The organism is Halobellus rarus (assembly GCF_024494595.1).
GTDB classification, from domain to species: Archaea; Halobacteriota; Halobacteria; order Halobacteriales; family Haloferacaceae; genus Haloquadratum; species Haloquadratum rarum.
In genome coordinates this window covers 1-26249 of the sequence record NZ_JANHDI010000002.1, presented here as the reverse complement: position 1 = coordinate 26249, position 26249 = coordinate 1, and the positions used below count along the sequence as shown (strand labels likewise).

Annotated in this window: 19 protein-coding genes, 1 tRNA gene and 1 rRNA gene; 6 read left to right on the top strand and 15 right to left on the bottom strand. The window is 64.7% G+C overall.

Features of this window, described 5'->3' with window-relative positions:
* Positions 1-67: 67 nt before the first annotated feature.
* Together NO876_RS03370 and NO876_RS03365 are read left to right on the top strand one after the other, a co-directional pair.
* A complete protein-coding gene (locus tag NO876_RS03370) occupies positions 68-547 on the top strand; it encodes an SRPBCC family protein (protein WP_256420269.1) in 480 nt (159 codons plus the stop codon).
* 57 nt (positions 548-604) lie between these two features.
* Positions 605-3316: an outer membrane protein assembly factor BamB family protein gene (locus tag NO876_RS03365; RefSeq protein ID WP_256420268.1), complete on the top strand. Its 2712-nt coding sequence runs from the start codon at positions 605-607 to the stop codon at positions 3314-3316.
* 139 nt (positions 3317-3455) lie between these two features.
* Here the strand turns inward: NO876_RS03365 and NO876_RS03360 are convergent, their stop codons facing one another.
* Positions 3456-4043 (bottom strand): NAD(P)/FAD-dependent oxidoreductase, encoded by a 588-nt coding sequence (locus tag NO876_RS03360; protein WP_256420267.1) that lies wholly within the window; start codon positions 4041-4043, stop codon positions 3456-3458.
* A 132-nt stretch (positions 4044-4175) separates the two neighbouring features.
* On the opposite strand from NO876_RS03360, the gene NO876_RS03355 reads away from it, so the two are divergent.
* The gene (locus NO876_RS03355; RefSeq protein ID WP_256420266.1) at positions 4176-5822 is read left to right on the top strand and encodes an aldehyde dehydrogenase family protein; all 1647 of its coding nucleotides are present in this window, start codon (positions 4176-4178) and stop codon (positions 5820-5822) included.
* 53 nt (positions 5823-5875) lie between these two features.
* Here NO876_RS03355 and cutA read toward each other — a convergent pair whose 3' ends face one another.
* Positions 5876-6181 carry a divalent-cation tolerance protein CutA gene (cutA, locus tag NO876_RS03350; RefSeq protein WP_256420265.1) on the bottom strand — a complete coding sequence of 102 codons (306 nt, stop codon included), beginning with the start codon at positions 6179-6181 and terminating at the stop codon, positions 5876-5878.
* A gap of 118 nt (positions 6182-6299) precedes the next feature.
* On the opposite strand from cutA, the gene NO876_RS03345 reads away from it, so the two are divergent.
* Positions 6300-7019, top strand: a complete 720-nt coding sequence (locus NO876_RS03345) for an SDR family NAD(P)-dependent oxidoreductase (RefSeq protein WP_256420264.1) — start codon at positions 6300-6302, stop codon at positions 7017-7019.
* 106 nt (positions 7020-7125) lie between these two features.
* Here the strand turns inward: NO876_RS03345 and NO876_RS03340 are convergent.
* From NO876_RS03340 to NO876_RS03330, 3 genes are all read right to left on the bottom strand, one after another.
* Positions 7126-7199 (bottom strand) — tRNA-Tyr (locus NO876_RS03340).
* An 87-nt stretch (positions 7200-7286) separates the two neighbouring features.
* Complete coding sequence (locus tag NO876_RS03335; RefSeq protein ID WP_256420263.1) at positions 7287-9821, bottom strand: DNA methyltransferase family protein; 2535 nt, start codon at positions 9819-9821, stop codon at positions 7287-7289.
* A gap of 8 nt (positions 9822-9829) precedes the next feature.
* The gene (locus tag NO876_RS03330; RefSeq protein ID WP_256420262.1) at positions 9830-11935 is read right to left on the bottom strand and encodes a DEAD/DEAH box helicase; all 2106 of its coding nucleotides are present in this window, start codon (positions 11933-11935) and stop codon (positions 9830-9832) included.
* A 912-nt stretch (positions 11936-12847) separates the two neighbouring features.
* Between NO876_RS03330 and NO876_RS03325 the strand changes: the two genes are divergently transcribed.
* A complete protein-coding gene (locus tag NO876_RS03325) occupies positions 12848-14050 on the top strand; it encodes a Cdc6/Cdc18 family protein (protein WP_256420261.1) in 1203 nt (400 codons plus the stop codon).
* Between the two features lie 24 nt (positions 14051-14074).
* Here NO876_RS03325 and NO876_RS03320 read toward each other — a convergent pair whose 3' ends face one another.
* From NO876_RS03320 to NO876_RS03275, 10 genes are all read right to left on the bottom strand, one after another.
* Complete coding sequence (locus tag NO876_RS03320; RefSeq protein WP_256420260.1) at positions 14075-14890, bottom strand: HAD-IIA family hydrolase; 816 nt, start codon at positions 14888-14890, stop codon at positions 14075-14077.
* A gap of 242 nt (positions 14891-15132) precedes the next feature.
* The gene (locus NO876_RS03315; protein WP_256420259.1) at positions 15133-16476 is read right to left on the bottom strand and encodes a hypothetical protein; all 1344 of its coding nucleotides are present in this window, start codon (positions 16474-16476) and stop codon (positions 15133-15135) included.
* A gap of 185 nt (positions 16477-16661) precedes the next feature.
* Positions 16662-17693 (bottom strand): ABC transporter ATP-binding protein, encoded by a 1032-nt coding sequence (locus tag NO876_RS03310; protein ID WP_256420258.1) that lies wholly within the window; start codon positions 17691-17693, stop codon positions 16662-16664.
* 3 nt (positions 17694-17696) lie between these two features.
* Positions 17697-18530, bottom strand: a complete 834-nt coding sequence (locus tag NO876_RS03305) for an ABC transporter permease (protein ID WP_256420257.1) — start codon at positions 18528-18530, stop codon at positions 17697-17699.
* On the bottom strand, positions 18530-19453 hold the full coding sequence (locus NO876_RS03300) for an ABC transporter permease (RefSeq protein ID WP_256420256.1): 924 nt from the start codon (positions 19451-19453) through the stop codon (positions 18530-18532). Before NO876_RS03300 ends, NO876_RS03305 begins: the two co-directional genes overlap by 1 nt.
* 3 nt (positions 19454-19456) lie before the next feature.
* Positions 19457-20587, bottom strand: coding sequence for an extracellular solute-binding protein (locus tag NO876_RS03295; protein ID WP_390278609.1), 1131 nt, complete (start codon positions 20585-20587; stop codon positions 19457-19459).
* Positions 20588-20984: 397 nt separating this feature from the next.
* On the bottom strand, positions 20985-22580 hold the full coding sequence (locus tag NO876_RS03290; RefSeq protein ID WP_256420254.1) for an FGGY family carbohydrate kinase: 1596 nt from the start codon (positions 22578-22580) through the stop codon (positions 20985-20987).
* Positions 22580-23728 (bottom strand): Cdc6/Cdc18 family protein, encoded by a 1149-nt coding sequence (locus NO876_RS03285; protein WP_256420253.1) that lies wholly within the window; start codon positions 23726-23728, stop codon positions 22580-22582. The genes NO876_RS03290 and NO876_RS03285 overlap by 1 nt, the downstream gene beginning before the upstream one ends.
* Positions 23729-23898: 170 nt before the next feature.
* Positions 23899-24675: a helix-turn-helix transcriptional regulator gene (locus NO876_RS03280; protein ID WP_256420252.1), complete on the bottom strand. Its 777-nt coding sequence runs from the start codon at positions 24673-24675 to the stop codon at positions 23899-23901.
* Between the two features lie 67 nt (positions 24676-24742).
* Positions 24743-25303 carry a TATA-box-binding protein gene (locus tag NO876_RS03275; protein ID WP_089769931.1) on the bottom strand — a complete coding sequence of 187 codons (561 nt, stop codon included), beginning with the start codon at positions 25301-25303 and terminating at the stop codon, positions 24743-24745.
* Positions 25304-25985: 682 nt separating this feature from the next.
* Between NO876_RS03275 and NO876_RS03270 the strand changes: the two genes are divergently transcribed.
* Positions 25986-26249: ribosomal RNA gene (locus tag NO876_RS03270) — 16S ribosomal RNA — on the top strand; the annotation flags it as partial.

Sequence of the window (26249 nt, the reverse complement as noted above, 5' to 3'; positions counted from 1 at the left end):
CATCGACGGATCTCGATGCCGTTGAGCGGCCGCGTCGCTTTTGCGTATCCCGCTCGTCTCTCCGTGTATGACTACCTACTCACGCCTGACCCGCGTCGACGCGCCGCTGTCCGAAGTCTGGGACTTCCACTCCCGCATTTCCGGCCTCGAAGCGCTCACGCCCGACTGGATGAACCTCCGGATCGAGTCGGTCACCGGCCCCGACGGGGAATCCGACCCCGAGATCCTAGAGACCGGATCCGAGATCCGCCTCTCGATGCGGCCCGTCGGCGTCGGGCCGCGCCAGCGGTGGACGTCGGTCATCGTCGACCGCGAGGAGGGAGACGAGCGAGCGGTCTTCCGCGACGAGATGCGTGGCGGCCCGTTCGCCGAGTGGATCCACACCCACCGGTTCGTCGCGGACGGTGAGGAGACGATCATCGACGACGAAGTCGAGTACGAACTCCCCGGCGGGGCGGTCGGGCGCAGCGTCTCGCCGCTGGCCGTCGTCGGGTTCGAGCCGATGTTCCGCGCGCGCCACCGCAAGACCAGGGAACTCCTGGAGTGACAGTCGGGAGAGGACCTCCACCGAAGACACTTATCGAAAGGCGAGACAGGGGGCGGTATGAAACGCCCTCCACGCGGTTCCGGCTCGTCGGCCGAGGCCTCGAAATTCAGAGACACGCCGGCCGGGACCGAACCGCCCCGGGACGGCAAGAAGGCCGAAGGCGTCGTCGATACCGCCGACCTCGATAGCGCATCCGAAGCAGCGACACTCACCCGACGGCAAGTTCTCGCGAGTCTCGCAGTCGGTGTCGGCGGCCTGCTCGCCGGGTGTGGCGGGACGGGGACGCCCGGCCCCGGAACGGGCGGTGACACGGACGGAACCGACGGATCGCCGACCGAGGCAACACCCTCCGAGTTCGGTCCGGCACCCGAGGTAATCGGCCCGTGGCCGCAGGCCCGCGCGGACGCGGGGAACACCGGCTCCGTCGACGCGTCGGGACCGGCCCCGGCGCCGAGCCTCCGGTGGACGACGGACAGCGCCGGGACGGTCGGCGCTGCCGTCGGTGCGGCCACGGTGGTGCAGGGCGACAGCAGTGTCAGCGACAGTGGCGATGGCGACGCCCGCAATGCGACAGCCGGCCCGTTCGTCGTCGGCGAAGACGGCCGCGTTGCGGCGCTCGATTCGGCGGGCGACGCCCGCTGGCGAACAACCGTCGGCGACGGACAGTTCCCGCCCGCGGCCGGGGCCGGGTTCGTCGTCGTCCCGCAGCGCGAGGGACTCGTCGTATTCGACGCCGCGAGCGGTGAGCGCCTCAGATCGATCGAGCTCCCCGGCGGCGTCCTTTACGCGCCGACGCTCGACGGGACGCGGGCGCTCGTCGGGACGTTCTCGAACGGCGTCGTCGCCGTCGACGTGGAGAGCGGCGAAACGCGCTGGCAGGACGGCGATCCCAGTCGAGCGTACCCGCCGATCGTCGCCGACGGCGTCGCATACGTCACCGCGAGACGGTGGGAGACAGATGACGGTGGCGACGCACCGGGTGTTCTCGCTGCGCTCGACGCCGAGACGGGTGATCGGCTGTGGGAGCTCTCGCTCGACGGCCCGCCGACCGCGCCACCGGGGCATCACGACGGCGTCGTCTACGCCGGCACGAACCAGGGGTCGGTGTTCGGGGTCGACGCCGAGTCCGGGGACCGAATCTGGCGGGAGGCCGTCGGCGACTGGGTGACCCGGGGACCGACCGCCGGCGCGGACGGCGTGTACGCTGTCGTACTCGGAGCGGGTCCCGTGAAACTGGATCACGACGGGGCCGTCTCGTGGCGGTCCGACGTCGGTGGCGGGACGAATCCCGTCCTCACCGCGGACGACGTCGTCCTCGGCACCGACGACGGCGTCGTCGCAGTCGGTCGGGACGACGGCGAGTTGAGTTGGCGCGGCGACACCGACGCGGCGGTCCAGTTCGACGTTCGTCTCCGCGACGGCGTCGTCTACGCCGGCGACCAGTACGGGACGGTCTGGGCGTTCGACGCGTCGACCGGGGAGCGACGCTGGGAGTTCCCGTTTCGCCCGGCGACGATGCCCGGACCGGTCGTCGGCCCGCGCACGGTCGCCGGCGGGAGTCTGGACGGCGGGACGTACGACGTCCTCGCCAGCCAGGGCCAGGAGCTGTCGCTCGTCGGCGGCGCGGCCACGCCCGCGATCACGCCGGTGTTCCTGAGGGACGAGACGGGCGGGAGCGGTTCCGAGGCGGGGGGCGAGGGGAGCGCGGCCTCGCCGACGAGGACGGAAGGACGGGGGGGTTCTCCGGCGATCGAGACGCTCCTCGGCGGCGGCTCCGACGGCTCGCTGTTCCGCGTCCGGACGGTCGACTACGGGGAGCCGCCGGGAGACGGACTCCGACCCACGCCGACGCCGACGGCGACACCCGAACCGGGGGAGCCGACGCGGACGCCGACGCCGCACATCGACCTTCCGGAGACGGAACCGCTCTGGGAGCGAGAACTCGACGTTCGCCCGCGTTCGCCGGTCACGTACGCCGACGGACGGGCGTACCTCGGGACCGACGAGGGACTCGCCGCCGTCGATCCGCGGAACGGTCAATTGCTGTGGCAGCTCTCGCTGGAGGGGAACGACGGCGACGCGAACGACGGCGACGGGCTCGTGAGCGGAGCGCCGGCGGTGTCGGAAGGGCGCGTGTTCGTCGCGACCGACGCAGGACGGCTCGTGGCAGTCGATCCGGGTGAGGATTCAACCGACGGTGATGCTGGGGAGGGTTCAACCGACGGTGATTCTGGGGAGGGAACGTCGTCCGACGGTGCGGGCGATAGCGAGAGCGGGAGCGGAGTGGCTCGCCCCGGAATCGAGTGGGAGGTGTCACTGGACGGTGCGGCCCGTGCCGGCCCCGTCGCGGTCGACGAATCGGTCTTCGTCGCCGACGAGTCGGGTCGCGTGGCCGCCCACGACGTCGCGGGCGAGCGCCGCTGGCGTCGTGACGTCGGCGACGCGGTCTTCGGCGGCCCGTCGGTGATCGACGACCGGGTGTTCGTCGGGACGGAGGCGGGCGAGGTAGTGGCCCTGCGTCGGAGCGATGGGTCGGTGTCCTGGCGAAACCCGACCGACGGCGAGGTTCGGGCGACGCCCGCGATCGGTGGCGAGACGGTGTACGTCGGCGATCACGGGGGAACGCTCTGGGCGTTCGACGCGGCGAACGGAGACGTCCGCTGGCAGTTGTCGATCGGTCGGTGGGTGGACTCCCCGCCGGCGGTCGGTCACGGGGCGGTGTTCGTCGCCGATCAGACCGGGAACGTGTACGCGATCGTCGGGGAGTGAGGGGTCTGGAACGCAGTCGACCGCGGGGCAGAGAGCGAGACGGTCCTCCGCGTCGTCTCATAATGAGTACTCTCGTCTCTGACGCCGAGCGCCGTCAACGGTGGTGGCGCTTGGCGGTACAAAGTGAGAGTACTCATTATCAGACCTCGTCGCGCAGGCCGCCGAAGACCTCCTCGGCGGTCGCCGGCGTGTCGAAGTCGTGGTAGTGTTCGCCCTTCTCCTTCGAGAGGATGTTCAGCGCCGCCGCGGCCCCGTCTCCGGCGGAGATGACCGCCTGCCACTCCTCGGCGCGGACCATCCCGCCCGTGGCGTAGGCGTTCTCCACGCTCGTCTCCATCGAGACGTCGACGTCGACGGTGTCGTCGTCGGAGAACGCACACCCGAGCGACTCCGCGAGGTCGCGGCTCGCGCCGGTCGCGAGGACGAGGTAGTCGGCCTCGTGCTCCTCCCCTTCGGCGGTGACGGCGAACCCGTCGTCTGTGGACTCGACGTCCGTGACCTCCGCGTCTTGGTGGCGCTCCGCGCCGAAGTCGTCCGCCTGCTGACGCGCCGTCTGCATAAACGCCGACCCGTCGAGAGAACCGACGCCGGGGTAGTTGAACAGGTGGGCCTTGTGCATCCACGTCCCGTCGGTGTCGAACACGACGGCTTCGAGGCCGTTCTTCGCCGCGAACAGTGCTGCCGAGAGTCCGGCGGGACCGCCGCCGACGATTGCAACTCGTGTCATTCGTTCTCAATACGAATTCTACAGGGTTGAGTGTTTGGCCGACGGAAGCGCTCGTAGGGGAAGATTATAGTTTGAGACCAACAACGAGCGTGACTCAGCTTTATTATGATCTCGGCCGAATGATAATAATAGATGCCGATGAACCCACAGCCCTTCGAGAACGAACTCACGTTCGCCGCACACAGAGAGAACGGGAGCCTCGACGAGTTCCATCGGGCCTACGCTGACGCGGTCGCGGCCGTCGAGTCCGAGTTGGGAGCGTCCCACTCGCTGTGGATCGACGGTCGGTGGGTCGAAGTCGACGACGCGTACGGAGTCACGAGTCCGGCCGATGGAGAACTCGACATCGGTCGGTTCGCCGCCGGCGGAGCGACCGAGGTCGATCGGGCGGTCGCGGCAGCGAGCGACGCCTTCGACGAGTGGCGGAGGACGCACTGGAGCGATCGGATCGAGATCTTCCGGCGTGCAGTGGATCTGATACGTGAGCGCAAGTTCGAACTCGCTGCGACGCTGACCCTCGAAAACGGGAAGAACCGGGCCGAGGCGATGGCGGACATAGACGAAGGAATCGACTTCCTCCGCTTCTACGCCCGCGAACTCGAACGCAACGACGGCTACGAGTACGACACCGGAGAGCCGACGCCCGGCCAGCACTGCACGAACGCGCTGGAGCCGTTCGGCGTCTTCGCCGTGATCGGGCCGTTCAACTTCCCCTTCGCCATCTTTTGCGGGATGCTCTCGGGTGCGTTGCTCACTGGGAACACGGCCGTCGCGAAACCCGCGAGCGCGACGCCGTTGATCGCGCACAAGGCCGTCGAAATCCTCGTCGACGCCGGCGTTCCCGACGGCGTCGTGAACCTCGTCACCGGCAGCGGGCGGGACGTCGGCCGACCGCTCGTCGAGCACGAGGACGTCGCGGGCGTCGTCTTCACCGGTTCCAGAGCAGTCGGTCGGCGTATCCGCCGGACGTTCTTCGACCTCGAAAAGTCCGGCCCGGTGATCGCCGAACTCGGCGGCAAGAATCCCGTGATCGTCACCGCGAACGCTGACCTGGAGAAGGCGGTCTCGGGCGTTAAAAACGGCGCGTTCGGCTACAGCGGACAGAAGTGCTCGGCGACCAGCCGCGTCTACGTCGACGAGCGCGTGATCGAGGCGTTCACCGATCGGCTGGTCGAAGCGACCGAGGAACTGGTGATCGACCAACCGCGAACCGAGGAGGCGTTCGTCTCGCCGCTGATCGACGACGACGCGCTCGAACGGTACGTGGAAATCTGCGAAACGGCCCGGCGGGAGGGGACGGTCCTGACGGGCGGAGAGGTCGTGTCCAGCGGCGACCGATCCGGTGAGGGAACCGCCGACAACCACCGTGCTGGCGACCTCTCCGCCGGCCGGTTCGTCGAGCCGACGGTCGTGACCGACGTTCCGCACGATCACGAACTCGCACGCGAGGAACACTTCGTCCCGTTCGTGACGGTTCATTCCGTTTCGGGGCTGGACGAGGCGGTCACGAAGGCCAACGATAGTACCTATGGGTTGTGTGCCGGGCTCTTCACCGAGGACGAGGCCGAGATCGACGCCTGGTTCGAGCGGATCGAATCGGGGATGTGCTACGTGAACCGCGAGCAGAGCGCGACGACGGGCGCGCTCGTTCAGGCCCAGCCGTTCGGCGGCTGGAAGGCCTCGGGAACGACGAGCAAGTTCGCGGGCGGCTACTGGTACCTCCCGCAGTTCCTGCGCGAACGGAGTCGAACGGTCGTCGGCGACGTGGGCAGGCGGTAGCCGCTCGGCCCCAGTCAGTGGTAGTCGGTTCCGACTCGCGCTCTCGCCGCCGCTTACCGTACTTCTGCTTCGACCCAGGCCGCGTACGAATCGAGCACGTCGGCCTCGTCGAACCGTTCGACGCAGGGGACGTCGTTGGGATGTTCGGCTTCGAGCCTCTCTCTCAGTTTGGGGTATCGATCCGCCGTCGTCTTCGCGAAGAGGATCGCTTCCTCGTCGCCTTCGAAGACTTCCCCGTCCCATCGGTAGTACGAATCGCAGTCGACGACGTTGACGCACGCGGCCAACTTCTCCTCGATCAGAAACGCGGCCAGATCGCTCGCTGCGTCTCGGGGCGCAGTGATGTACACGGTCGGCATCGTCTCAGGTTACGCTCGGAGTTCGATTAAATTGTGCCCAGCGTACGCTGTGAATTCGGTTGCATCGTGCCCCCGCCGGAACCCCCACAGTTTTTGAGCGACCCCGCGTTGTGGTGGTATGGCACGTACTGCCGTTATCGCCGGCGTCGGCCCCGGGCTCGGCGAGTCGCTCGCTCGAAAGTTCGCCGCCGAGGGGTGCCGCGTCGCGCTGTTCGCCCGGACGGCGGACTTCGTCGAGGAATTGGCGGCCGACCTTCCCGATCCCGGTGAGGGGCTCGCAGTCCCGACTGATCTGCGTGACGTCGAGGAGATCAGAGAGGGGTTCGCGACCGTCCGAGAGGCGTTCGGACCCGTCGACGTGCTCGTCAATCACGCGAGCGCGGCCTCCTGGAAGGGGCTGATGGATCTGAGTATCGAGGAGTTCGAGAACGCGTGGGAGGTCGGCGGGCGCGGCGCGTTCGTCTGCTCGAAGGAGGCCGTCGGCGATATGGTAACATCGGATGGTGGAACGGTCATCTTCACGGGTGCGACCTCGGCGGTGCGGAGCCTCGGTGGGACGATCGGGTTCACGGCCGCGAAGTTCGCGGCGCGCGGGATGGCGATGGACATCGCTCAGGAGTTCGGCCCCGACGGTGTCCACGTCGCACACGTCGTTATCGACGGCCAAATCGACAATCCCGGGACGCGCGAACGAAACCCCGATCGATCCGCGGACACGTTCCTCGACCCCGACGAGATGGCCGAAACCTACTGGCACCTCGTCGAACAGGACGACGTCGGCACGCAACCCTTCGAGGTGCACATCACGAACGGGCCGCAGAATACGGAGTTTCTCTAAAACAGTCGAGTGGATCGAACGGCGATCGCTGCCTCCCGTTCACCACCCTCCGCGAGAGCGAGGAGGTGAAGTCACATCGTCCACCGTGACTCGACTTGAGAGAAAGTCCGCCCTCCCCGAATTGAACGGGGGACAAGCCGATCTACAGTCGGCTGCTCTACCAGGCTGAGCTAAGGGCGGGCAACTCTACGTAGCGCCGCTGTCGGACTTAAGGGTTACTCATCGGAGCCGTCAGCCGATTCTGTGGGGATACCTAACAGGCGGCTCTCACGCCGCGTCGTCGACGCCATCGACTAAGAACTGCTCTACCATCGTATCGATCTCGTGTTGAACGGCAGCCAGTTCGGGAATCGTCTTCTTGTTGTAGGCCCGCTTCGAGCAGTCGACGTGGTCGGGGACGATCGAGTGCGCCTGCTGGGACAGGTCGGCGAGTCGCTGCTGTTTGGGCCGTGCCGTCCACTCGGGCAGTGCCAGCCGTTCGACCGTCGACTTCGAGAGGCTCGATTTCCCGCCGGAGGAGATGTCGCGAAGACACCGCTGATACGGCGCGGAGTTGAGGAGCGCACAGAGGTAGTGGGCCTCGCGCTCGTCGTCGGTGCCGACGAACATACAGTGATCGCCCGGGACGACGGTCTTTTCACCGACGATCGGGTCGGAGACCGTCGAGACGACGGCAAAGTGCGGCTTGAATCCGAGGCGACACCAGACCACTTTGTACTCCGCCCACGTGTACGCTCCGACTCCGAACAGCGAGTAGAACGGCCCGTCGTCGAACCACGAGGATCCGCGGTCCAGCAGTCGATCGCGGTGTGCGTCGAGGTACGCGTACGTCGCCGGCGTCTCCCGTCGGAGTTCGTCTTCGTTGTCCTCGTCGATCCGTCGCTGGGGGACGAGTTGCAGGTCGTGACCGAAGAGGCCGTACTTCACGATGTGCTTCGACTTCAGATACGGATAGATGTGGTCGGGTCCGAGACTATGACGTTCGATCGTCTCCCGGTCGACGGCGTAAACCGCCTTCGCGTCGTCTTTCACGCCGTGTCGGATCCGGTAGGTGCACGTTCCGATCGCCGCTCGCTCCGCATCGGCACGGAGCCAGGACGACGACGGAACGTCCGGTTCGGCCGGGACGAGGCGCGTCCGTGTGCGATCGAACGTGGATTGCATCGTCGACAGCGATCCGAAAGAAACGGCGTTAGGTTGTGAGACCGAGACTGCGGATTCCGTCTCGGAGGGAGAAGCACTATGCCACCGGACCGTCGGGACGCCGTCCGGGAGGCCGTTCTCGTTTCCCTCGTCGACGTCGTTGCTCGGACCCTCCCCGTCGTAGTCATTTTCCTCGTCACCGTCTCCCCCGACCTCGACCGGGAACGGAGCGCAACAGCCGTTCGGATCCGCGCTCGTCTCGATCCGGAGCGTGAACAGTGCGGTTCCCGCGTCGACGCCGGAGAAGGGGCTCAGCGAGCCGAAATCGTGGATGCAGTCGTAGACGACCGCCCGCCCGCCGAGGCCCGCCCGTCGGAGACCTTCTCCCGCGGGACCGGTGAGAAGGTCCCGTTTCAGGATCACCGACGCGCGCCCCCCGTCGCGGAGCAGATGATGCACGCATCGCAACGTGTACGGAACCGAAAGATCGTCGTTCGCGTAGCCGAGTCGGGCGTCGAGACCACGGCGGTCGAACAGGTCCGGTTCGGTCTCATTCCCCGGATCGGTTCGCCAGCGCTCCTTCGCCGTCTCCGGCAGCGAATCCCAGGTCAGCCACGGGGGGTTTATTAATAACGCGTTCGCACGCTGTCCGTCGAGCGGAGGATCCTCGACCGTCGCTTCCGACGCGTCGCCGAGAACGACGCGAGGAGTGAACGTGGGAGGCTCGTCGGGCGAGGGTCCCGAATCGGCGGCCGCTTCGAGCAGCGGTCGAACGGCGAGCACGAGCGCGACTCGCGAGGCCCGAACGGCGTTCGGCGCGACGTCGAAACCGCGGACGGAATCGAAGATGGTTCGGATTCGATCCGCGGCCGGTGCATCCCGTTGAGCCCCCGCGAGGCGCGTCGCTGCGGCCGCGAGGAGAGCTCCCGCACCACAGCCTGGATCGACCACGGTCGGAAACGCTTCGGAGTGCATCGCCTCGCATTCGGTCGTCTCAGAATCCTCCTCCTCCTCACTATAGAAGGCGCCGGAGCCGTCGAAAACCTCGTCGACCGCGAGTTCTGCGAGTCCGCCTGGCGTGTCGTAGCGTCCGAACGCGCGGCGGGCGACCGGCGAGACGCACTCGCGGTGGAGGATCCCGACGTCGTACGGCTTCGCCGAGTCGAGAAATTCGATGGCTGCGGAATCGAACGAAGAGACCGCTTCCGGAGATATCTCTGTGGCAATCCGCTCGTGGACGGCCGCGAAACACGCCTCGAAGGGAACGCCTGCATCGGCAGCGAGTGGCCTGGAAACGGTGCAGTCGACCCGAGTCTCGAGCCTGTCGAGCAGTTCGGTGAGCAGGAAATCGAACGTCAGCGTCTCGACGAACAGCGCTTGATCCGCCTGATCGACACTGACTCGTGGCGGGTCAGCACCGGCCGTCTGCGGACTCTCTCGGCGTCGGTAATCAACTCCCTCGTCGGCAAGATCGGCGAAGACGTCGCCGTGTCTCTCGATGATGTACTCCCGCCAGGCGGCGAACTCCGATCGGATCGTCGGATCGCTCAACGAGGCTTCGAGAGTCGATCGGTACTGTTGGACGAGGTCGGTGTCGAGAACTCGTGAACAGCGTTCGGAGACGGCTTCGAGATCGGCAGGTCGGTCTCGCCCGGACATCTTGCGGGTCAGTCTCCGGTTTCTCGGAGGTCATCTCGATCGGACGGATCCGTGTCCGTACGGGACGGATCCGTCCGGTCGTCGCTTTCCGATTCATCCCGGTCGTCGCTTTCCGATTCGTCCCGGTCGTCGCTTTCCGATCCAGCCTGGTCGACTGCCGCCTCCTGGGTGCGGTCGGATTCGGTCACGCGAACCCCCTTCTCGGCGAGATGACGCATCCGCCGCTGTGCGAAGTCCTCTTCGGAAGTACCGCGGGTGGCCAGCACGTACACCCGCGATCCGCCGGCGGGGCGCATCGTCCGTCCGGCGCGCTGTGCGCCCTGTCGGCGCGACCCGCCGAGTCCCGACGCGACGATCGCGAGCTCCGCGTTCGGGAGGTCGATCCCCTCGTCGCCGACGCGCGAGATCACGAGCGTGTCGAGGTCGCCGTCGCGGAACGAATCGAACACGCGCTGGCGACGGTGGTGCGGCATCTCGCCGCTGACGAACGGCACGTCGAGCGCCTCCGCAAGGGCTTCGCCTTGTTCGAGCCAGTCGACGAAAACGAGCGCCTTCGCGCCCGAGTGAGCGTCGAGCAGCCGCCGAGTCTCTTCGATCTTCTGGGGGTTCTCCGCGGCGATCCGGTGTCTGTCTCGCCCCTCCGCGCTCGACCACTCGTTGCGTGCGAGGTCGTCGGCCCACGGGAGATAGCGAATCTGGACCTCCGGCTCCTGGACGTATCCGGCCTCGAAGAGCTTCGACCAGTCGGTCCCGATCGGGGGCCCGATCAGCGTGAAGATCTCCTTCTCCTTGTCGTCCTCGCGCACGGGAGTCGCCGACAGGCCCAGGCGATGCTTCGTCTGGAGGTCCGCGCTCCGTCGGTAGATCCGCGAAGGGATGTGGTGCACCTCGTCGTAGACGACGAGTCCCCACCCGCGGGAGTCGAACAGCGAGCGATGACGGTCCATCCCGGCGGTCTGGTACGTCGCGATCGTCACCGGCCGGATCTCCTTCTGCCCGCCGTGGTACTCGCCGATCTGCTCGGCTGTGAGCGTCGTGTGTCGAAGGAGTTCTTCGCGCCACTGGGTGGCGAGCTCCCGGGACGGGACCAGCACGAGCGTCTCGCCGCCCACGGCGGCCAGTACACCGATCGCCGTCACGGTCTTGCCCGCACCGGAGGGCCCGACGAGGACGCCCGAGCGTTGATCGAGGAACCGTTCGACCCAGTCTTGCTGGTACTCGCGAAGGTCGACGGTCAGTTCGACGTCGAGCGGGTCGCCGGTGTCGAGGTCCCGGTCGTCGATGACCGGATATCCCGCCTCGTAGAGGATGCGCTTGATCTCCGCTTCCGCGCCGTCGCGGACCCAGCTCTGGGTGTCGGAGATCGGCGCCACCAACTGCTCCTCGTCGAGTTTCTGGCGGGCGACGTTGCCCATCAGATTCTCGGTGGCGGCCTCGATGACGACGTAGCCGTCCTCGTGGGTGAACAGCCTGAACCGGTTCGCGCGCTTCCACTGCGACTGCACCCACGATTCGAGGTGCGGTGAGCGTCGGGGGAGCACCGAGCGCATCAGCGAGAGCAGGTCGGACACGTCGTCGAACGGGGCCTGCCAGACGTCTTCCTGTCTGATCTCGTAGATGTACCCGCGGGTGTTCGTCTCTCGGTCCGCAGTGGTCCGCTGTCGCTTCCCAGTGGAGTCGACCAGGTGGGCGAACTGCGAGAGTTGCGCGCGAGTGTACTGCGTGGGTCGGTCGACGACGACCTCCCGACGCTCGGGGAACAGCACGATCCGCTCGCGTTCGGCGAGTTCGCTCCACTCGGCCGGAAAGTAGACGACCGGATCCGATTCGACGTTCACGCGCTCTATCGAGCCCGATTCGGAGAGGTCATCGAGTTTCTCCGCGGCGGCTGACTGCGTCGTGTCGAGTCGCCGGGCGACTTCCGACGCCGTCACCACGGGGCGTCTCTCGGCCTCCAGTACGTCCCGGAATCCCTCGATGTCGACGGTTTCGACATCGACTGTTTCGACGCTGGCGGTCTCGACGTCGACAGGTTCGGCCGTGCGATCGGAAGTCTCGTCCGATCCGGAACGGCCGTCGGTGTCTGATTCGGTCCTCCCCTCCTCGTCGGTCATTGTCTTCCGGAAGGCTCCCGACTGGGAAACGGCTTGCGACTCTCTCGGTGGTCTCGCAGACTTGACTGACGAGGGAGAAATCTGTCGAGGGAGAAGTCCGTCGAGGGAGAAGTCCGCGAGCGGGAACGTTTGACGAGGGAAGCCCGTGAACGGACACACCGGATTTCCGGTGAAAATCGCCTTTTCCCGGTGAAACGTCGTCGGCGTTACGAGCGACTCGCCAACCACGGTTCGGGAAGAATCGGATTACGCGAAGGCACACCACGTTTCCGGTGAAAACTGAGTTTTCGGTGAACCGGTTCTGGGGGATTCCTCGAAGACGGCGTCATCCGGGAGAGACACACCGCGTTTCCGGTGAAATGCGCTGGAACTGATCCGTTTGACCGAGCGAGACCAGATTTGCCGATGACAGTTCGACAACGAACTCTGACAATTTTGTCCTTCAAAAAGCAACAATTAAATAGCCTAATTTCGTTATCTACCAATGACTCCGTCGCACGCTAGTGAATAAGGCTCGTCGAGCCTGTTCCGGTCGAAACGTCGTCGGTAGCTACCAGTCCTGAAATCTCGATGCAGCCCTGAAGTCTCGATGCAGCCCTGAAATCTCGATGCAGTTCTGGAGTTTCAATACTGACTGATAAACTGATGTCCTGGGCCCGATAACTGGGCCTTCTCCCCCCGCGACTGGCCCCGGCCTCCACGAGGATCACACCGTGTTTCCGGTGAACAGACCCCTCGCTTCGACTCCAACCTCCCCCTCCCATCCCCGGTTTCACCGGAAACTCGGTGTGTGTCCGCTATGGAAATATCCCCCGATTCCGAAGGAGAACAGACGCGTCCCGACGGTGGGTACCGCCCCGTGAGTCGCGAGGAATAACAACGTATTTCACCGGAAACGCGGTGTCCTGTAGTATGCCGGACACCAGCGACGATCTCTTCACGCGGGAGGACCCCATCTTCTCCAACAAGGAGTTACTCGAGATCAACCACCTCCCCGGAGAGGGACGAATCGTCGGTCGCGACGACGAGATCTCTGACCTCGCGGCCGCAGTCAACCCCGCTATCTTCGGTCAGAGTCCCAGCAACGTCCTCATCTACGGGAAGACCGGGACCGGGAAATCCCTCTGTGCGAAGTACGTCTCACAGCGACTGGTCGATACGGCCGGCGAGGAGGACGTGAAAGCGACCTTCGCCTACGTCGACTGCGCGCAAGACACCACCGAAACGCAGGCGGTCCAGACCATCGCCGACGGCGTCAACGAGTCCCAGGTTACCGGGATCAAAGTCCCGGATAAGGGACTCAGCACCTCGACGTACTACAAGCGACTGTGGCGGATCCTCGACGCGCAGTACGACGTCGTTCTCATCCTCCTCGACGAGATAGACAAACTCTCCGACGACGACATCCTGATGCAGCTCTCGCGGGCCGGCGAGGCGGGCAAGATCGAGCAGTGCAAACTCGGCGTCATCGGCATCAGCAACAAGATCCAGTACAAGGATCGGATGGACGAACGGGTCAAATCCAGCCTGTGTGAGCGGGAGTTCGTCTTCCCGCCGTACGACGCGAACCAACTCCGGGAGATTATGGAGGCGCGCTCGGACGCCTTCCGCGACGGGGTCCTCGACGCCTCGACGATCCCGCGAGCGGCCGCCCTCGCCGCCCGAGAGCACGGCGACGCCAGGAAAGCGATCGACATCCTCCGGTACGCCGGCGAGATCGCGCAGTCGACGGGCGCACAGACCGTCCGCGAGGAGTTCGTCACGCAGGCCCGCGAGCGCGCGGAGACCGATCGGTTCCGAGAACTCATCCGTGGCTCGACGCCGCACTCCCGATACGTCCTGCAGGCGCTCGCGATCCTCTCGCTGTCGAGCGATCGTCAGGAAGGCTTTCGAACGAGCCGGGTCTACGAGGTCTACGAGAACATCTGCGACGGCCAGGGGTCGGACACGCTCTCGCTCCGGCGCGTACGCGACCTCCTCAAGGAACACGCTTTCCTCGACATCATCGAACAGTCGAAACACAGCGGCGGCAGCGCGGAAGGAAGCTACACGAAACACCAACTGCTCGAAGACCCGCAGGTCGTCAAGGACGTGTTGACCGAGGACGTGGCCTGATACTGTCGGAGAGGCCCGTTCCCGTTACATTTCTCCGGCGAGCACGTCGTCGATATCGGCCAGCGAGTCCAGTACGTAGTCCGGTTCGACACCGACCTTCGCTATCGTCTCGCGGTCGGTCACGCCGGAGAGCACCAGCACGGTCGTCATCCCGGCGCGTTCTCCCATCCGGATGTCCGTCTCGATTCGGTCGCCGACCATCAGACAGCGTTCTGGGTCGACACCGACTCGGCCGAGGGCGGTCTCGATCATTCGCGGGGAGGGCTTCCCGAGCACTTCGTCCACTGTCTCTCCGGTCACGCCTTCTATCGCGCCGATCATCCCGGCCGCGTCGGGGATCGCACCGCTCTCTGTCGGGCAGGTACGGTCGGGGTTCGTCGCCAGGAACGGCGCGCCACCGTCGAGAGTGCGCATCGCGACGTCCAGCGCCTCGTAGTCGAACTCGCGGTCCATCGACGCCACGACCAGATCTCCGGGACGATCCGTCGTTGTCTCTATGCCGGCGTCGTGGAACTCGTCGAGCAACGGGGCTTCTCCGACGACGAACGCCTTCCCGTCGGGATACCTCTCACGAACGTACTGCGCCGTCACCCATCCGGAGTTGACGACGTCGTCGACGGTGGCTTCGACACCGAGCCCCCGTAATTTCTCGCTGTAGTCTTGCCGACGAGCGATCGCCTTGTTCGTGAGAAACAGGACCGTTCCGACACGGTCCCGGAGCGTCGCGATGCTTTCGCCGGCGCCGGCGATGAGTCGATCGCCCAAGTAGACGGTCCCGTCCAAGTCGAGGATGGCGGCTTCGCAGGGCTCTCCCGACGATTCCAAAGCGCCCCCGCTCATCGTCGGTTCCTTCGCTTCCCGCGCTGTGGCATCTGCGCTCTCCTGTCGGAACCAAGAATCGCCTGACGGTCTGAACTGGAGCGATTCTCGGGTAAAATTACGGGCGCTATCCACTCCATCAATAAACAATTGCCACACATTCCCAAATAAATCTTGTCGTCACAGCGTCTGTAACATCCTGTCGCTCGGAGCTGGGGACAGGTGTCTCCGGTGCGTTCGACTGTCGCTACCGTCGAACGTATCTACCGCTCCGCGTCGACGTACGGGTTCGGTGCGACGGTCGCGGTAATCTCCGTCTGCGTGTGCGACTCGACTTTCGGGTTCGCCGATTCCCCGTCGGGTTCTCCCCACACGAGCGTCACCTCGGTTCCGGGTTCGGCGTACTCCTCGTCGACGAGGGCCAGCGAGAGCACCGCCCGCTCGTTGTACGTGTACCCGAAGTACTTCGCGAGGCCGACGGAGTCTCCGTCTTTCAGTACCTCGTCGTAGTGGAACACCGCCCAGTACGGCATCGAGAGGTCGAAGTACTTGTACGTCTCTCCGTCGCGCAGGAGCGAGGCGAAGAGCTCTAGGACGTCCTCGTCGTCCCAGACGAGCGTCACCTTCTCGCGCTGGGGCGCTTCGGCCATCTCCCGCACCGCCTCTCGACCGACGAAGTCGTGATCGAAGTCGACGAAGCGCTCGTAACCCAGTTCGATCGGGTTGAGGTAGTACTCCGAGATGTCGTCGGCGTCGAAGCTCCCGCCCAGGGTGCTGATCGCCTCGTAGCTGTCGGCGTCGAGCCACTCGCGGTACTCCGTCATCTCCTCGCCGTAGATGGCCGGCACCGGGCGTGCGATCCAGCCTTTCTCCTGGCCCTGGGCCTTGTAACTCTTCTCGCCCAACTGCCGCAGACCGTGGGGCTCGCCGGCCGCGACGAGGGCGTCGCGGACGGTCTCGTGTGCCTCCCAGGGGCCCCAGATCTCGAAGCCGACGTTCGAGGCCATCGAGTGCTTCAGCGCGTGGGCGTCGACGCCCGCAATCGTCACCTCGTCGAAGTTGAAGAACGGAATGTCGGGGATCTCCCCGTCGACGGCGTCCCGCATCACGTCGAGCGCGTTCGGCCCCTGGAGCTGATACCGAAAGGTCTTGTGCGGCTCCTCCTTGTCGTGATACCGCTCGTCGGCCTCCGACGTCGCGTCGTATTCTCCCCTCTCGAGGTTGTATTCCACCCAGTTGGGAGCGATGGGGGTTCCGGTAAGTTTCAGTTCCCCGTCGCCGAGGTAAAACAGGATGGCGTCGCCGATGAGGTATCCATCGGTGTTACACGCGACGAACTGCTTCGCCTGCCCGGGTTCGAACTCGCTGAAGTCGTTGACCCCGAGATCGGCGAACACGTCGAGCGCTTCCGGACCCCTCACGTACAGGTCCTTCTGGTGGTGCGAGAGGTCCGACAGACTGCAGGTCTCCCGCCAGCTCCGAACCTCCTCGATCCAGTTCGTGTGCTCGGAGGGCACGGGATAGGGGTGTCGACCGCGATTTTGGCGGAGGAGTTCTGGAGGGCTACCGGCTGATTCGAGCGCGTCTTCGAGGCTTCGCTCGGGCATACCTTTCCATCTCGGGGTAACCGACTTAAAAATTACCACTGATATGGGTGGTGTTAGTAAATATCTCCGCCCGAGGACTTGGAGACGCCCCCAGTGCGTGATGACGGGGAATCGCTGTGTTGCCCCCGAAACGCGGCGATCAACGAGTCAGTGGCGGGCCGCTCATCGAGGGCACTGCAGGTCTGTCACCGGGTCGATTCGATGATGTGGAGCGATTCCGGATCGAAGTCGATCGATATCGTATCTCCGATACCGACGGCCGTCTCGGACCGATCTAATCGAAGTGTTAGTTCCCGACCGTCGGGGAGTTCTCCGGTCGCCTGGATGTGCTCGCCCTGATAGAAGAGGTTCGTCACCTCGACGTCGATCGGCCCCGAGCCGACCGGGATGTCGTCCGGTCGGACCAGCACCGTCACCGCTCCGTTCGAGGCGACCGCCTCGGGCGTGTCGACGTCCTCGAATCCGAGCGAGAGCGTCCCGTCGCGCACGGTCCCGTCGAGCAGGTTCGCCGTGCCGATGAACCCCGCGACGAACTCGTTGGCCGGTTCCTCGTAGATCTCCGCCGGCGTTCCGATCTGTTCGAGGTGTCCCTCGTTCATCACCGCGATCCGGTCGCACATCGACATCGCCTGCTCCTGATCGTGGGTGACGTAGAGCGTCGTCACGCCGAGATCGTCGAGCAACTGGCCGAGTTCCTGTCGCAGCGTCTGTTTCAGCTTTGCGTCGAGGCCCGTCATCGGCTCGTCCAACAAGAGGATGTGGGGCTCGATCGCGAGGGCCCGGGCCAGACCGACGCGCTGTTGCTGACCCCCGGAGAGCGTCTTCGGATTCCGATCCGCGAGTTCCTCGATGTCGAGCAGTTCGAGCAGTTCGTGGGCGCGCTCCCGGCGTTCCTCCTTGCCGACGCCGTGCATCTTCGGGCCGAACGTGACGTTCTTGAGCACGCTCATATTGTTGAACAGCGCGTACGACTGGAATACCAACCCGACGTTGCGGTTCTCCGGCGGAACGTGTGTGACGTCATCGCCGTCGTAGCGGATGGTCCCGTCCGTCGGCGTCTCGAACCCGGCGACGAGTCGCAACGCGGTCGTCTTCCCGCAGCCGGAGGGCCCGACGATACCCATCACTTCACCGTCGTCGATGTCGATCGAGACGTCGTTGACGGCGACTGTCGAGTCGAATCGCTTCGTGACGCGTTCGAGTGAAACTTCGGACATAGGTTAGATCCTCCGCACCGCTCCGCGGTTACCGATTATTTGCAGGGCGATCGTGACCAACGCGATCAAGAGGAAGAACACCGACACCGCGGCCGCGGCGTTCAGGAACGACGCGTTGGTGATGTTGTTGAACAGGAAGATCGCCAGCGGCGGCGTCCCCCGCGAGTACACGATGTACGAGAAGTTGAACTCCGCTGCGGCGAGCGTCCAGGAGATGATCGACCCGGCGATGATGCCCGTGCGGGCGTTCGGGACGATCACCGTGAGGAACGTCCGCGGCCACGACGCGCCGAGCGAGCGCGCGCTCTCTTCGATCTGTTGAAGGTCCATCGACTGGAAGCTCGACTGGACGGCCATCACCATATACGGTGCTTTCAGCAGCGAGTAGCCGATGATCAGGGCGATTCCCGACGTCGAGAGGTCCGGATACGTCCGGAGGAAGGCCACGCCGAGGATGATCCCGGGCGCAAGCGGAAGTATCGCGAAGACGTTGACCCAGTCGCGCCCCCAGAACTCGTAGCGCGCGACGGCGTAGGCGATCGGGACGCCGACGATGAGGTTGATGACGACGCCACCCAGCGCGAGGCCGGTACTGTACGCCAGCGAGGAGCCCACGGACACGTCGGCTCCGACACCAGTTCCGACGATGACGTCCTCCCAGTTTCCGAGGGTGACGAACCCCGTCGGGAACACGCCGAACCAGTCGGACGCGAAGGAACTGACGAACGTCATCACGACCGGGACGGCCAGGAAGAACAGCGTCAACGCCAGCACGAGGGTGACGAACTGCCGGCCGAATCGGGCGGAGAGGCTCCCCTCTCGGAAACGTCCGCTCATCAGATGCTCACCTCCGCGGACGTGTAGCGCAGCATCAGCACGGTGAACCCGAAGACGAAGACGAACCAGACGGTCGCCATCGCCGACGCCTGTGCGATGTTGAACCCCTGTGCCAGTTCGCGGTCGATCTGGAGCGTCCAGACGAGCAGGCCCTTCAGGATCAGGACTGTTCCGAAGATGGCCAGTCCGGTCCTGAACACGAGGATGGACGCCCCGATGAGTCCCGGCTTGATCTGCGGTAGCGTGACGTAGCGGAACGTCTGCAGGGGCGTCGCGCCCAGCACCCGCGCCGCCTCCTCGGCGTCGGTGTTCACCTCGGCGTACGTCCCGCGCAGCAACAGCAGCGCGCGCGGGATCATCGAGTAGATGTACGCGAAGAACAGTCCGCCGACGCTCGTCGCGATCGCGACGTCGATCCGGGACTGCCCGGAGAGGAAGGCGAACACGTTGCTCAGGATTCCTGTGTTACCGAACAGGATGATGATCATGAACGCCGCCACGATCCCCGGGAGGCTGTTCGGGAACGAGAGCACCGTGAGGATCACCGACTTCGCGGGGAGGGCGTACTTCTCGAGGGCGTGCGCCACCGGCACCGCGACGGCGATGGACGTGACGGTCGTCGCCGCCGCGAACCAGAGCGTGTTGAACGCGATGTTCCGGTAGTAGGGGTCCGTCACCATCGCCCGGTAGTACTCGACGGTGAACCCCTCGGTCACCAGTCTGCTCTCCGAGAAACTGATCCGAAACATCTCCGTCAACGGGAACACGCCGGAAAAGAGGAGGAGCACTGAGAACGGGAGACAGAGGGCGACGATACGCCGTATCTCCCGCTGTCGCTCGGACGCGGGCGACACCAGCGACCCGACGGTGGTCCGAACCGACTCCACCGCCCGCGTGCCCGTCGATACTTGATCGGCGGCCATCGTTCAGATGCTGGCCCCGCGCGTGATGTCCTGGATGACCGACTCCTGCTTCTCGATGAGTTCCGTCTGATCGACGGTGAACTGCGTCTCGTCGTACCGGCTCTGCGGCGGGAACTCGTCCGGCATATCCATCTCGGGCGCGCGGATCGGCCGCGCGTAGGCGTCGAGGAAGTGCTGCTGACCCTCGATCGAGAGGACGTAGTCCATGAACAGCTTGACGGCTTCCGGGTTCGGCGCGTTCGCGAGCATCGCGTACCCGTACAGCGCGTTGTACGCGCCGGCGTTGCCGTCCGGTCCTTCGAGCAACGCGACGCCGACCTGCTCCTCGTCGAGATCCTCGACGTTGTACTTCAGGTCCAGTCCCGAGTAGTCGTACCGGATGAACGAGGAGTACTCCCCGCTCGTGAACTGCGCCAGGAAGTTGTCGGTGAACTCAGCGCCGCCCTCTTGGATGGTGTTGTAGTAGTCGATCACCGGCTGGACGTCGTCGAGGCTCCCGCCGTAAGCGTTGTTGATCGACAGCGCCGCCGCGAGCCCGACGGCCGCCTGCGGCGTCTGCAGAGCCAGATCCTGCATAATGTCCGGATGTTTGAGGTCTTCCCAGGTCTCGGGCTCGTCGAGGCCGCGCTCCTCGAAGATGTCCTTCCGATAGGTGAGCGCCGTCGTCACCTTTCGGGTCCCGATACAGTGGCCGTTGTCGGTCTTCGCGTTGTCCGGGACCTTGTCCCAGTTTGCCGGCTTGTACGCCTGAGTCAGACCGTCGTTCATCGCCTGGATCGCGAAGGTGTAGCCGCCGTTGAACGCGGAGTGGGTCGGATTCTGCGCGTGCGACCGCGCGTCCTGTAGCGCCTCCCCGGACGAACGGTCGTCGTCGTTGAGTTCGACGCCGTACTGCTCGTCGAAGGCTGCCATCACAGACGGCCAATTCATCCAGCCGGACTGCACCGCGTAGACGTAGAGCTTCTCGTCGGTCGGGAAGTCGTCCGAACAGACCGTCGTCTGGGAGTCGCCGTATCCGACCTCGTAGGTCTCCCCGGAACAACTGCCGCCGCTGCTGTCGCCGCTCCCGTCGCCACTGCTATCGCCGGAGTCGCCGCCGCCATCGCCACTCCCGTCGCCGCTGCCGCCGCCCATACACCCGGCCAGACTTCCGCCGATGATTGCACCACTCGATGCGAGGACCTTTCGACGCGTTGTTGGATCGTTCATTGGCACCATAGCGAGCGTCGGTAAAGCGGTTTGTGACAAATTGTGATAAATTTATGGGTGCCTGGTCTGGGTATATATCCAATTCTGATGCGATAGAACAACTGTACCACCCGTTCTTTTTGATATCTCTGTACACGACTATGTTTCACTATATATTGTCTGCTGGTATATCTCTCGCCAGACTCCCGTGTCTCTCGCGTAGATCTCTCTCATTCGACGGACTCATTCGACTCACATAAGTTATTTGTACACACCATACTGTGAGTAAATTCTTTGATCCGGAACGTCATCGCTCGAAGCGATGGTCCGACCCCCGGTCCGTCTAAGTCATCTGTGCCACGGTTTCGACCACGTCTCGCCAGCGTCGATACGAGTCGGCGACGGCCGCCGAGTCGCCGCTCGGTGAGAACGTCCGACCGGTCGGTCGGCAGGGTTCGAGGTCGTCCATCGACTCCCAGACCCCCACCGCCAGCCCCGCGGCGAAGCACGCCCCGAGCGCCGTCGTTTGTGTCACGTCCGATCTGATCAGCGGTCGATCGATCAGGTCGGCCTGACACTGCGCGAACTCGTCGTTTTGGATCGCCCCGCCGTCGACGAGGAGGCAGTTTTGGTCGACACCCGTCGCCGCCTCGGCTGATTCGACCACCGCGCGAGTCCCGAACCCGATCGCCTCGACGGCCGCCCGCAACACGTCGTCGCGATCGGTGTCTCTGTGCAGTCCGAACACGCCGCCTCTGGCGTCCGGGACCCACTCCGGCGCACCGAGACCGCCGAACGCCGGCACGAAGTGGACCGCCTCGTCGCGATCCGTACACCCGGGCTGATTCAGTTCGGCGGCGTCTTCGAGCAGTCCGACCGTCCGTAGCCACTCCAAGACTGCGCCCGTCGCGAACACCGGTCCTTCGAGGCCGTAGTACGGGTCTTCCCCCGCTCGCTGGAACCATATCGTCGTCAGCAACTCCCCGTCGGCCTCGATCGGTTCGGTGCCGGTGTTCTGCAAAAAGAAGTTCCCGGTCCCGTAGGTGACCTTCGCGTTGCTCTCCGTGCAGGCGACTCGTCCGAGCAGTGCGGCCTGTTGATCGCCCATGACGCCCGTCACCGGCACTTCCGCGTTGAGGACACCGTCCGGGTCAGTCACTCCGAACCCCTCGGGATCGCTGGAGGGTCGAACCGTCGGAAGCGCCGACCTGGGAACGTCGAACAGGGCGAGGAGGTCCTCGTCCCACTCGCGTCTGCGGATGTCGAAGAGCATCGTCTGTGCGGCGTTGGTGACGTCCGTCACGTGTCTCCCGGTGAGGTTGTAGCACAACCACGAGTCGACAGTTCCGAGTAGGACCTCACCACGCGCTGCCCGTTCCCGCAAGTCGGCGTCGCCGCGACTGTCGTCGGGTCCGGCTACGTCTCTTTCCTCCCCAGCACTCCGGCTTCGCCCGGTTGCGCCCTCGTCTCGTCCGGTGCTCTGATTCTCATCGCCGCCCTCGTCGAGGAGCCACTTGACCTTCGGCGCGGCGAAGTACGCGTCGGGCTCTAACCCCGTGCGCTCGCGGATCAGTCGCCGTTCCTCGCCGTTGAGTGCGTTGATCTGCGCCGTCGTCCGGCGGTCCCGCCAACTCAGCGCGCTGGTGCACGGTCGTCCCGATTCGGCGTCCCAGAGGAGGACCGTCTGCCGTTGACTCGAAATCCCGAGTGCGCGCAACTCCGACGCGTCGAGGTCGGCCCCGGCGAGTCCGCGTCGGATCGCGTCCGTCGCGCATCCCCACAGTTTCAGCGGGTCGTATTCGATCCTGTCGGCACCGGTCGTCCGCGGTTGATGGGTCGTGAACGCCTCCGAGATCGGAGTTCCGCTCTCGTCGAAAATGACGAACCGCGTCCCGCTGGTCCCCTGATCGAGCGCGCCGAGGTGAGACGTTTCGCTCATCAGTCTCTGAGCGTCGTGAACAACCGCTCCGAGAAGTTCAGCGCGACGCCACTCGGTCGACGCCCGGTCATCCGCGTGCCGACGGCCACCTCGTGTCGCTCCAGCACGCCGCGCTGTGCGAGTTCGTACAGGAGTCGTTTGACCGTCCCGCCGGTCAGATCCGTCTGCGCTGCGATCCGTTCGGCGGCCGTCTCGATTCTGACCTCGCCGTGGAGCGCTCGCTCGACCAACTGTTCTAACACGAGTTGCTCGTTGTCGGAGAGGGCCAACACCGTTCCGATCGGAACGCCGCCGAGCGGGACGGCCGCGGTTCCGACGTCGATATCATCGTCGCGGAGTCGGGTCGCCCCGTCGGCCTCCGCGTTGGTCGCGGCCACGAAGAGCGCCGCCAGCGCGTCGTGGGCGTCGCCGTCGGCCCACTCGGCGAGCCGCTTGGCGTGAACGTGATCCAGGGTCTGTGAGAGGCCGCGCGAGCCCCGGACAGTGAGGACGTCGACCAGTTCGTAGGTGTACGCTGGGACGTGGACCTGCTGTTCCGGGATGGGGAGTGAGAGGTCCTCGGGCGACGTTCGACCCACGCCGATCCACGCCAGATCGTCGAACGGTTCGAAGGTAGCGTACAGTTCTGCGAGATCCGGCGTTCCGGCCTCCTCGACGTGGTCGACGGCGACCAGGACCGTCTCGCTCGTCTCGGTGACGTCGGCGATCCGTTCTCTGAGCGCGTCGGTGCTAATGCCGCGCTTGGGGACGCTCTCGACGAGGAGGCTGTCGAGTAACTCCCGGTAGAGTCGGAACCGACTCGTCGCCCGCCGCGCGTCCAAGTAGACGAAGAGCACGTCGGGACGGTCGCTTCCCCCACGTGTGGCGGTGTAAAAGGGCTCCTTTCCGGTCACCTCCGCGTCGAGCGCCGAGATGAGCGCTGTCACGATGGCGGACTTCCCTGAGCCCCGCGGCCCCCAGACGTAGGTGTTGGGCGGGACTGCTCGGTCGAAAAGCGGGTCGACCGCGTTCAACAACGCCTCGAAGAGCGTCTCTCGACCGACCGGTTCCGAGAGGTGCACTGCTGGATTCAGTGCGTCGCGGTCGACGATGAGTTCGTTCTTACTCCGCCGGGTTCGTCGCCGTTCGATGCGCTCTGTGAGATCCATAGGCTAACGGTGAATTACACAGTACACGGACCACTGGCGGTAAAACTCTTTTTGCTGTGTCGCGGGGTTACACGACTGGTCGAGGCGTCGCTTTCGGTCGGGACCTGGCATCGTGTCGCTCCCCGTCTATCCGATCGACTTCGGACGGACCAAACAGCACCACCGGGGTATCAGGACCACTCCGAGGTCCGTTGGCGGACGCTCTCGAACGTTCGCTCTGCCCACGACACGAACGTCTCTCCGGAACTATCAGCGCTCGCGACCAGATTCCCGCCGTCGTCGTACGCGCCCAGGTACGCGTGGCCGTCGACGATCATCAACCCCGATTCCAGCGACTCCTCAGCGACGTACAGCGTGAACCCATCCAGTTCTTCTGCCCGCTCGAGAGCCTCCGGATACTCCGAGGCGGACGTCGCGAGGACGTCTCTGTCGAGGATCAGTTGGACGTCCGTCTCCGGTCCGATCACGCGCCCGGCGGCCTGGTTGAATACGCGACTCACGATCGGCGTGATCCCGTGGAACTGTTCGACGGGCTCGTCGCCGACGACCGCGAGAAAGCGGTCGATCGGCGCGTGCGGGTTTTCCGCAGTCGCCCGGGCGTACGTCGCCTCCGAGAGGGTTTCGCAGTCGATCCGCTCCGAGATCGTTCCGAGGTTCGCCAGCAGTTCCCGGAATCGGTTCGAGACGACTACACACCGCTCGAACTCGTCGTATCCACCTGCCACCAGCTCTCCCGCGCGCGTGAGACGATATCCTCGCTCGGGGGAGACTTTTTCCGCCCAGCCCCGCTCGACGAACGCGCTGATCGCTCGCTGTGCGGTCTCGCGTGCACACGAACACTCCTCGGCCAGTTCGCTCGGCCGCGCCGTCTCCGAACGCAGCGCTCGGAGGACGTCGACTCGGACCTCCGATCCGGCCAGAAACGCGATGTCGTCACGGGCGTTCATCGCATCACTCCGTTCGGTTCGACCGTCATCACGGTATCCACTCGCCTCCCGGACAACTCACTCGCTGTTAACCCAGCAGCCCCAGGTCGTCGATCCGCTTGACGATCTCCTCGACTGCGGTCTTCGCGTCGTCGGTTCGCTTCCCGCCGGTGATGACGATCTTTCCGGAGCCGAAAAGCAGGATGACGACCTCGGGTTCGTCCATCCGGTAGACGAGGCCGGGGAACTGCTCGGGTTCGTACTCGACGTCTTCGAGGCCGAGACCGATCGCGAGCGCGTTCAGGTTCAGGTTGTGCCCCAGGTCCGCGCTGGAGACGATGTTCTGGACGGTGATCTCGGGGTCTTCGTCGACGGGGATGCTCAGTCCCCGGAGTTTCTCGAAGATGATTCCAAGCGCCTCGTGGACGTCGTCGATGCTCTTTGCGCCCGTGCAGACGATCTTTCCGGAACGGAAGATGAGCGCCGCTGCCTTCGGTTCCTGGGTCCGGTAGACGAGGCCGGGGAAGTTGTCCGGGTTGAAATCCGCTCCGGGCAGGTCCTCGGCGAGGGCCTCGAGATCGAGCTCTTGGCCGATACCGGTCGATGCGACAACGTTCTGAATCTCGATTGAATCTGCCGGCGCACTCATACTCTGTCGGATTATCTTCCCCCTCCCTTATAAAGGCCCCCGTTATAAAGAGGGTGATTCGGCGGTCGCGAGGGAACAGTCGACCGAGATCCGGGATCGGTGAGACGGAATCGATGCACCGAGACGGACGTGCGTACAGCCGTCGGTGATCGCCGAAAGGACAGTACACCGCAGCCACCGCCCTTGCTCTCTTCCGCGCTCACGCGCGTAAACGATCTCACCAATGATCTTCTGTCACTGGCCGAACGTTCACCTCAATCCGTTTTCATCCTCCGTTGTTAGACGATCACACATATCTTCCACAATTTTTCGAAAATCGTTCGAGATCAACGAGGTTAAGTACAACCCACGCATCAGACAGTAATGCGAAGAACACTACGCGACTGCGGGCGGTTGAACTCCGTCCGCGCTCGCTCTCCGACTCCCGCGGCGATCGACGCCGCGGGTCGGATCGGATTCAACGGGTTTATACCCGTACGCCGATTCGACTGAGTCGGACACGGAATGAGGATTCCACCCCTGCGGTCCGCCGTACAGATGGAATCTGATGTTAGCCTTGGTGGTTCGGTGACACCTGTCTGGTGTCCACCGAACCACTGAACGGACCACGCAATGACGATTGGTGATTCCCTTCCATCTGGAAGGAATCCCGCCACACCCCTCCCCTTCACCGGGGAGACCCATTCCGGTTGATCCTGCCGGAGGCCATTGCTATCGGAGTCCGATTTAGCCATGCTAGTCGCACGAGTTCACACTCGTGGCAGATAGCTCAGTAACACGTGGCCAACCTACCCTACAGAACTGAACAACCTCGGGAAACTGAGGCCAACTCAGTATACAACTCCCACGCTGGAACGCCGGGAGTCACAAACACTACGGTGCTGTAGGATGAGGCTGCGGCCGATTAGGTAGACGGTGGGGTAACGGCCCACCGTGCCCATAATCG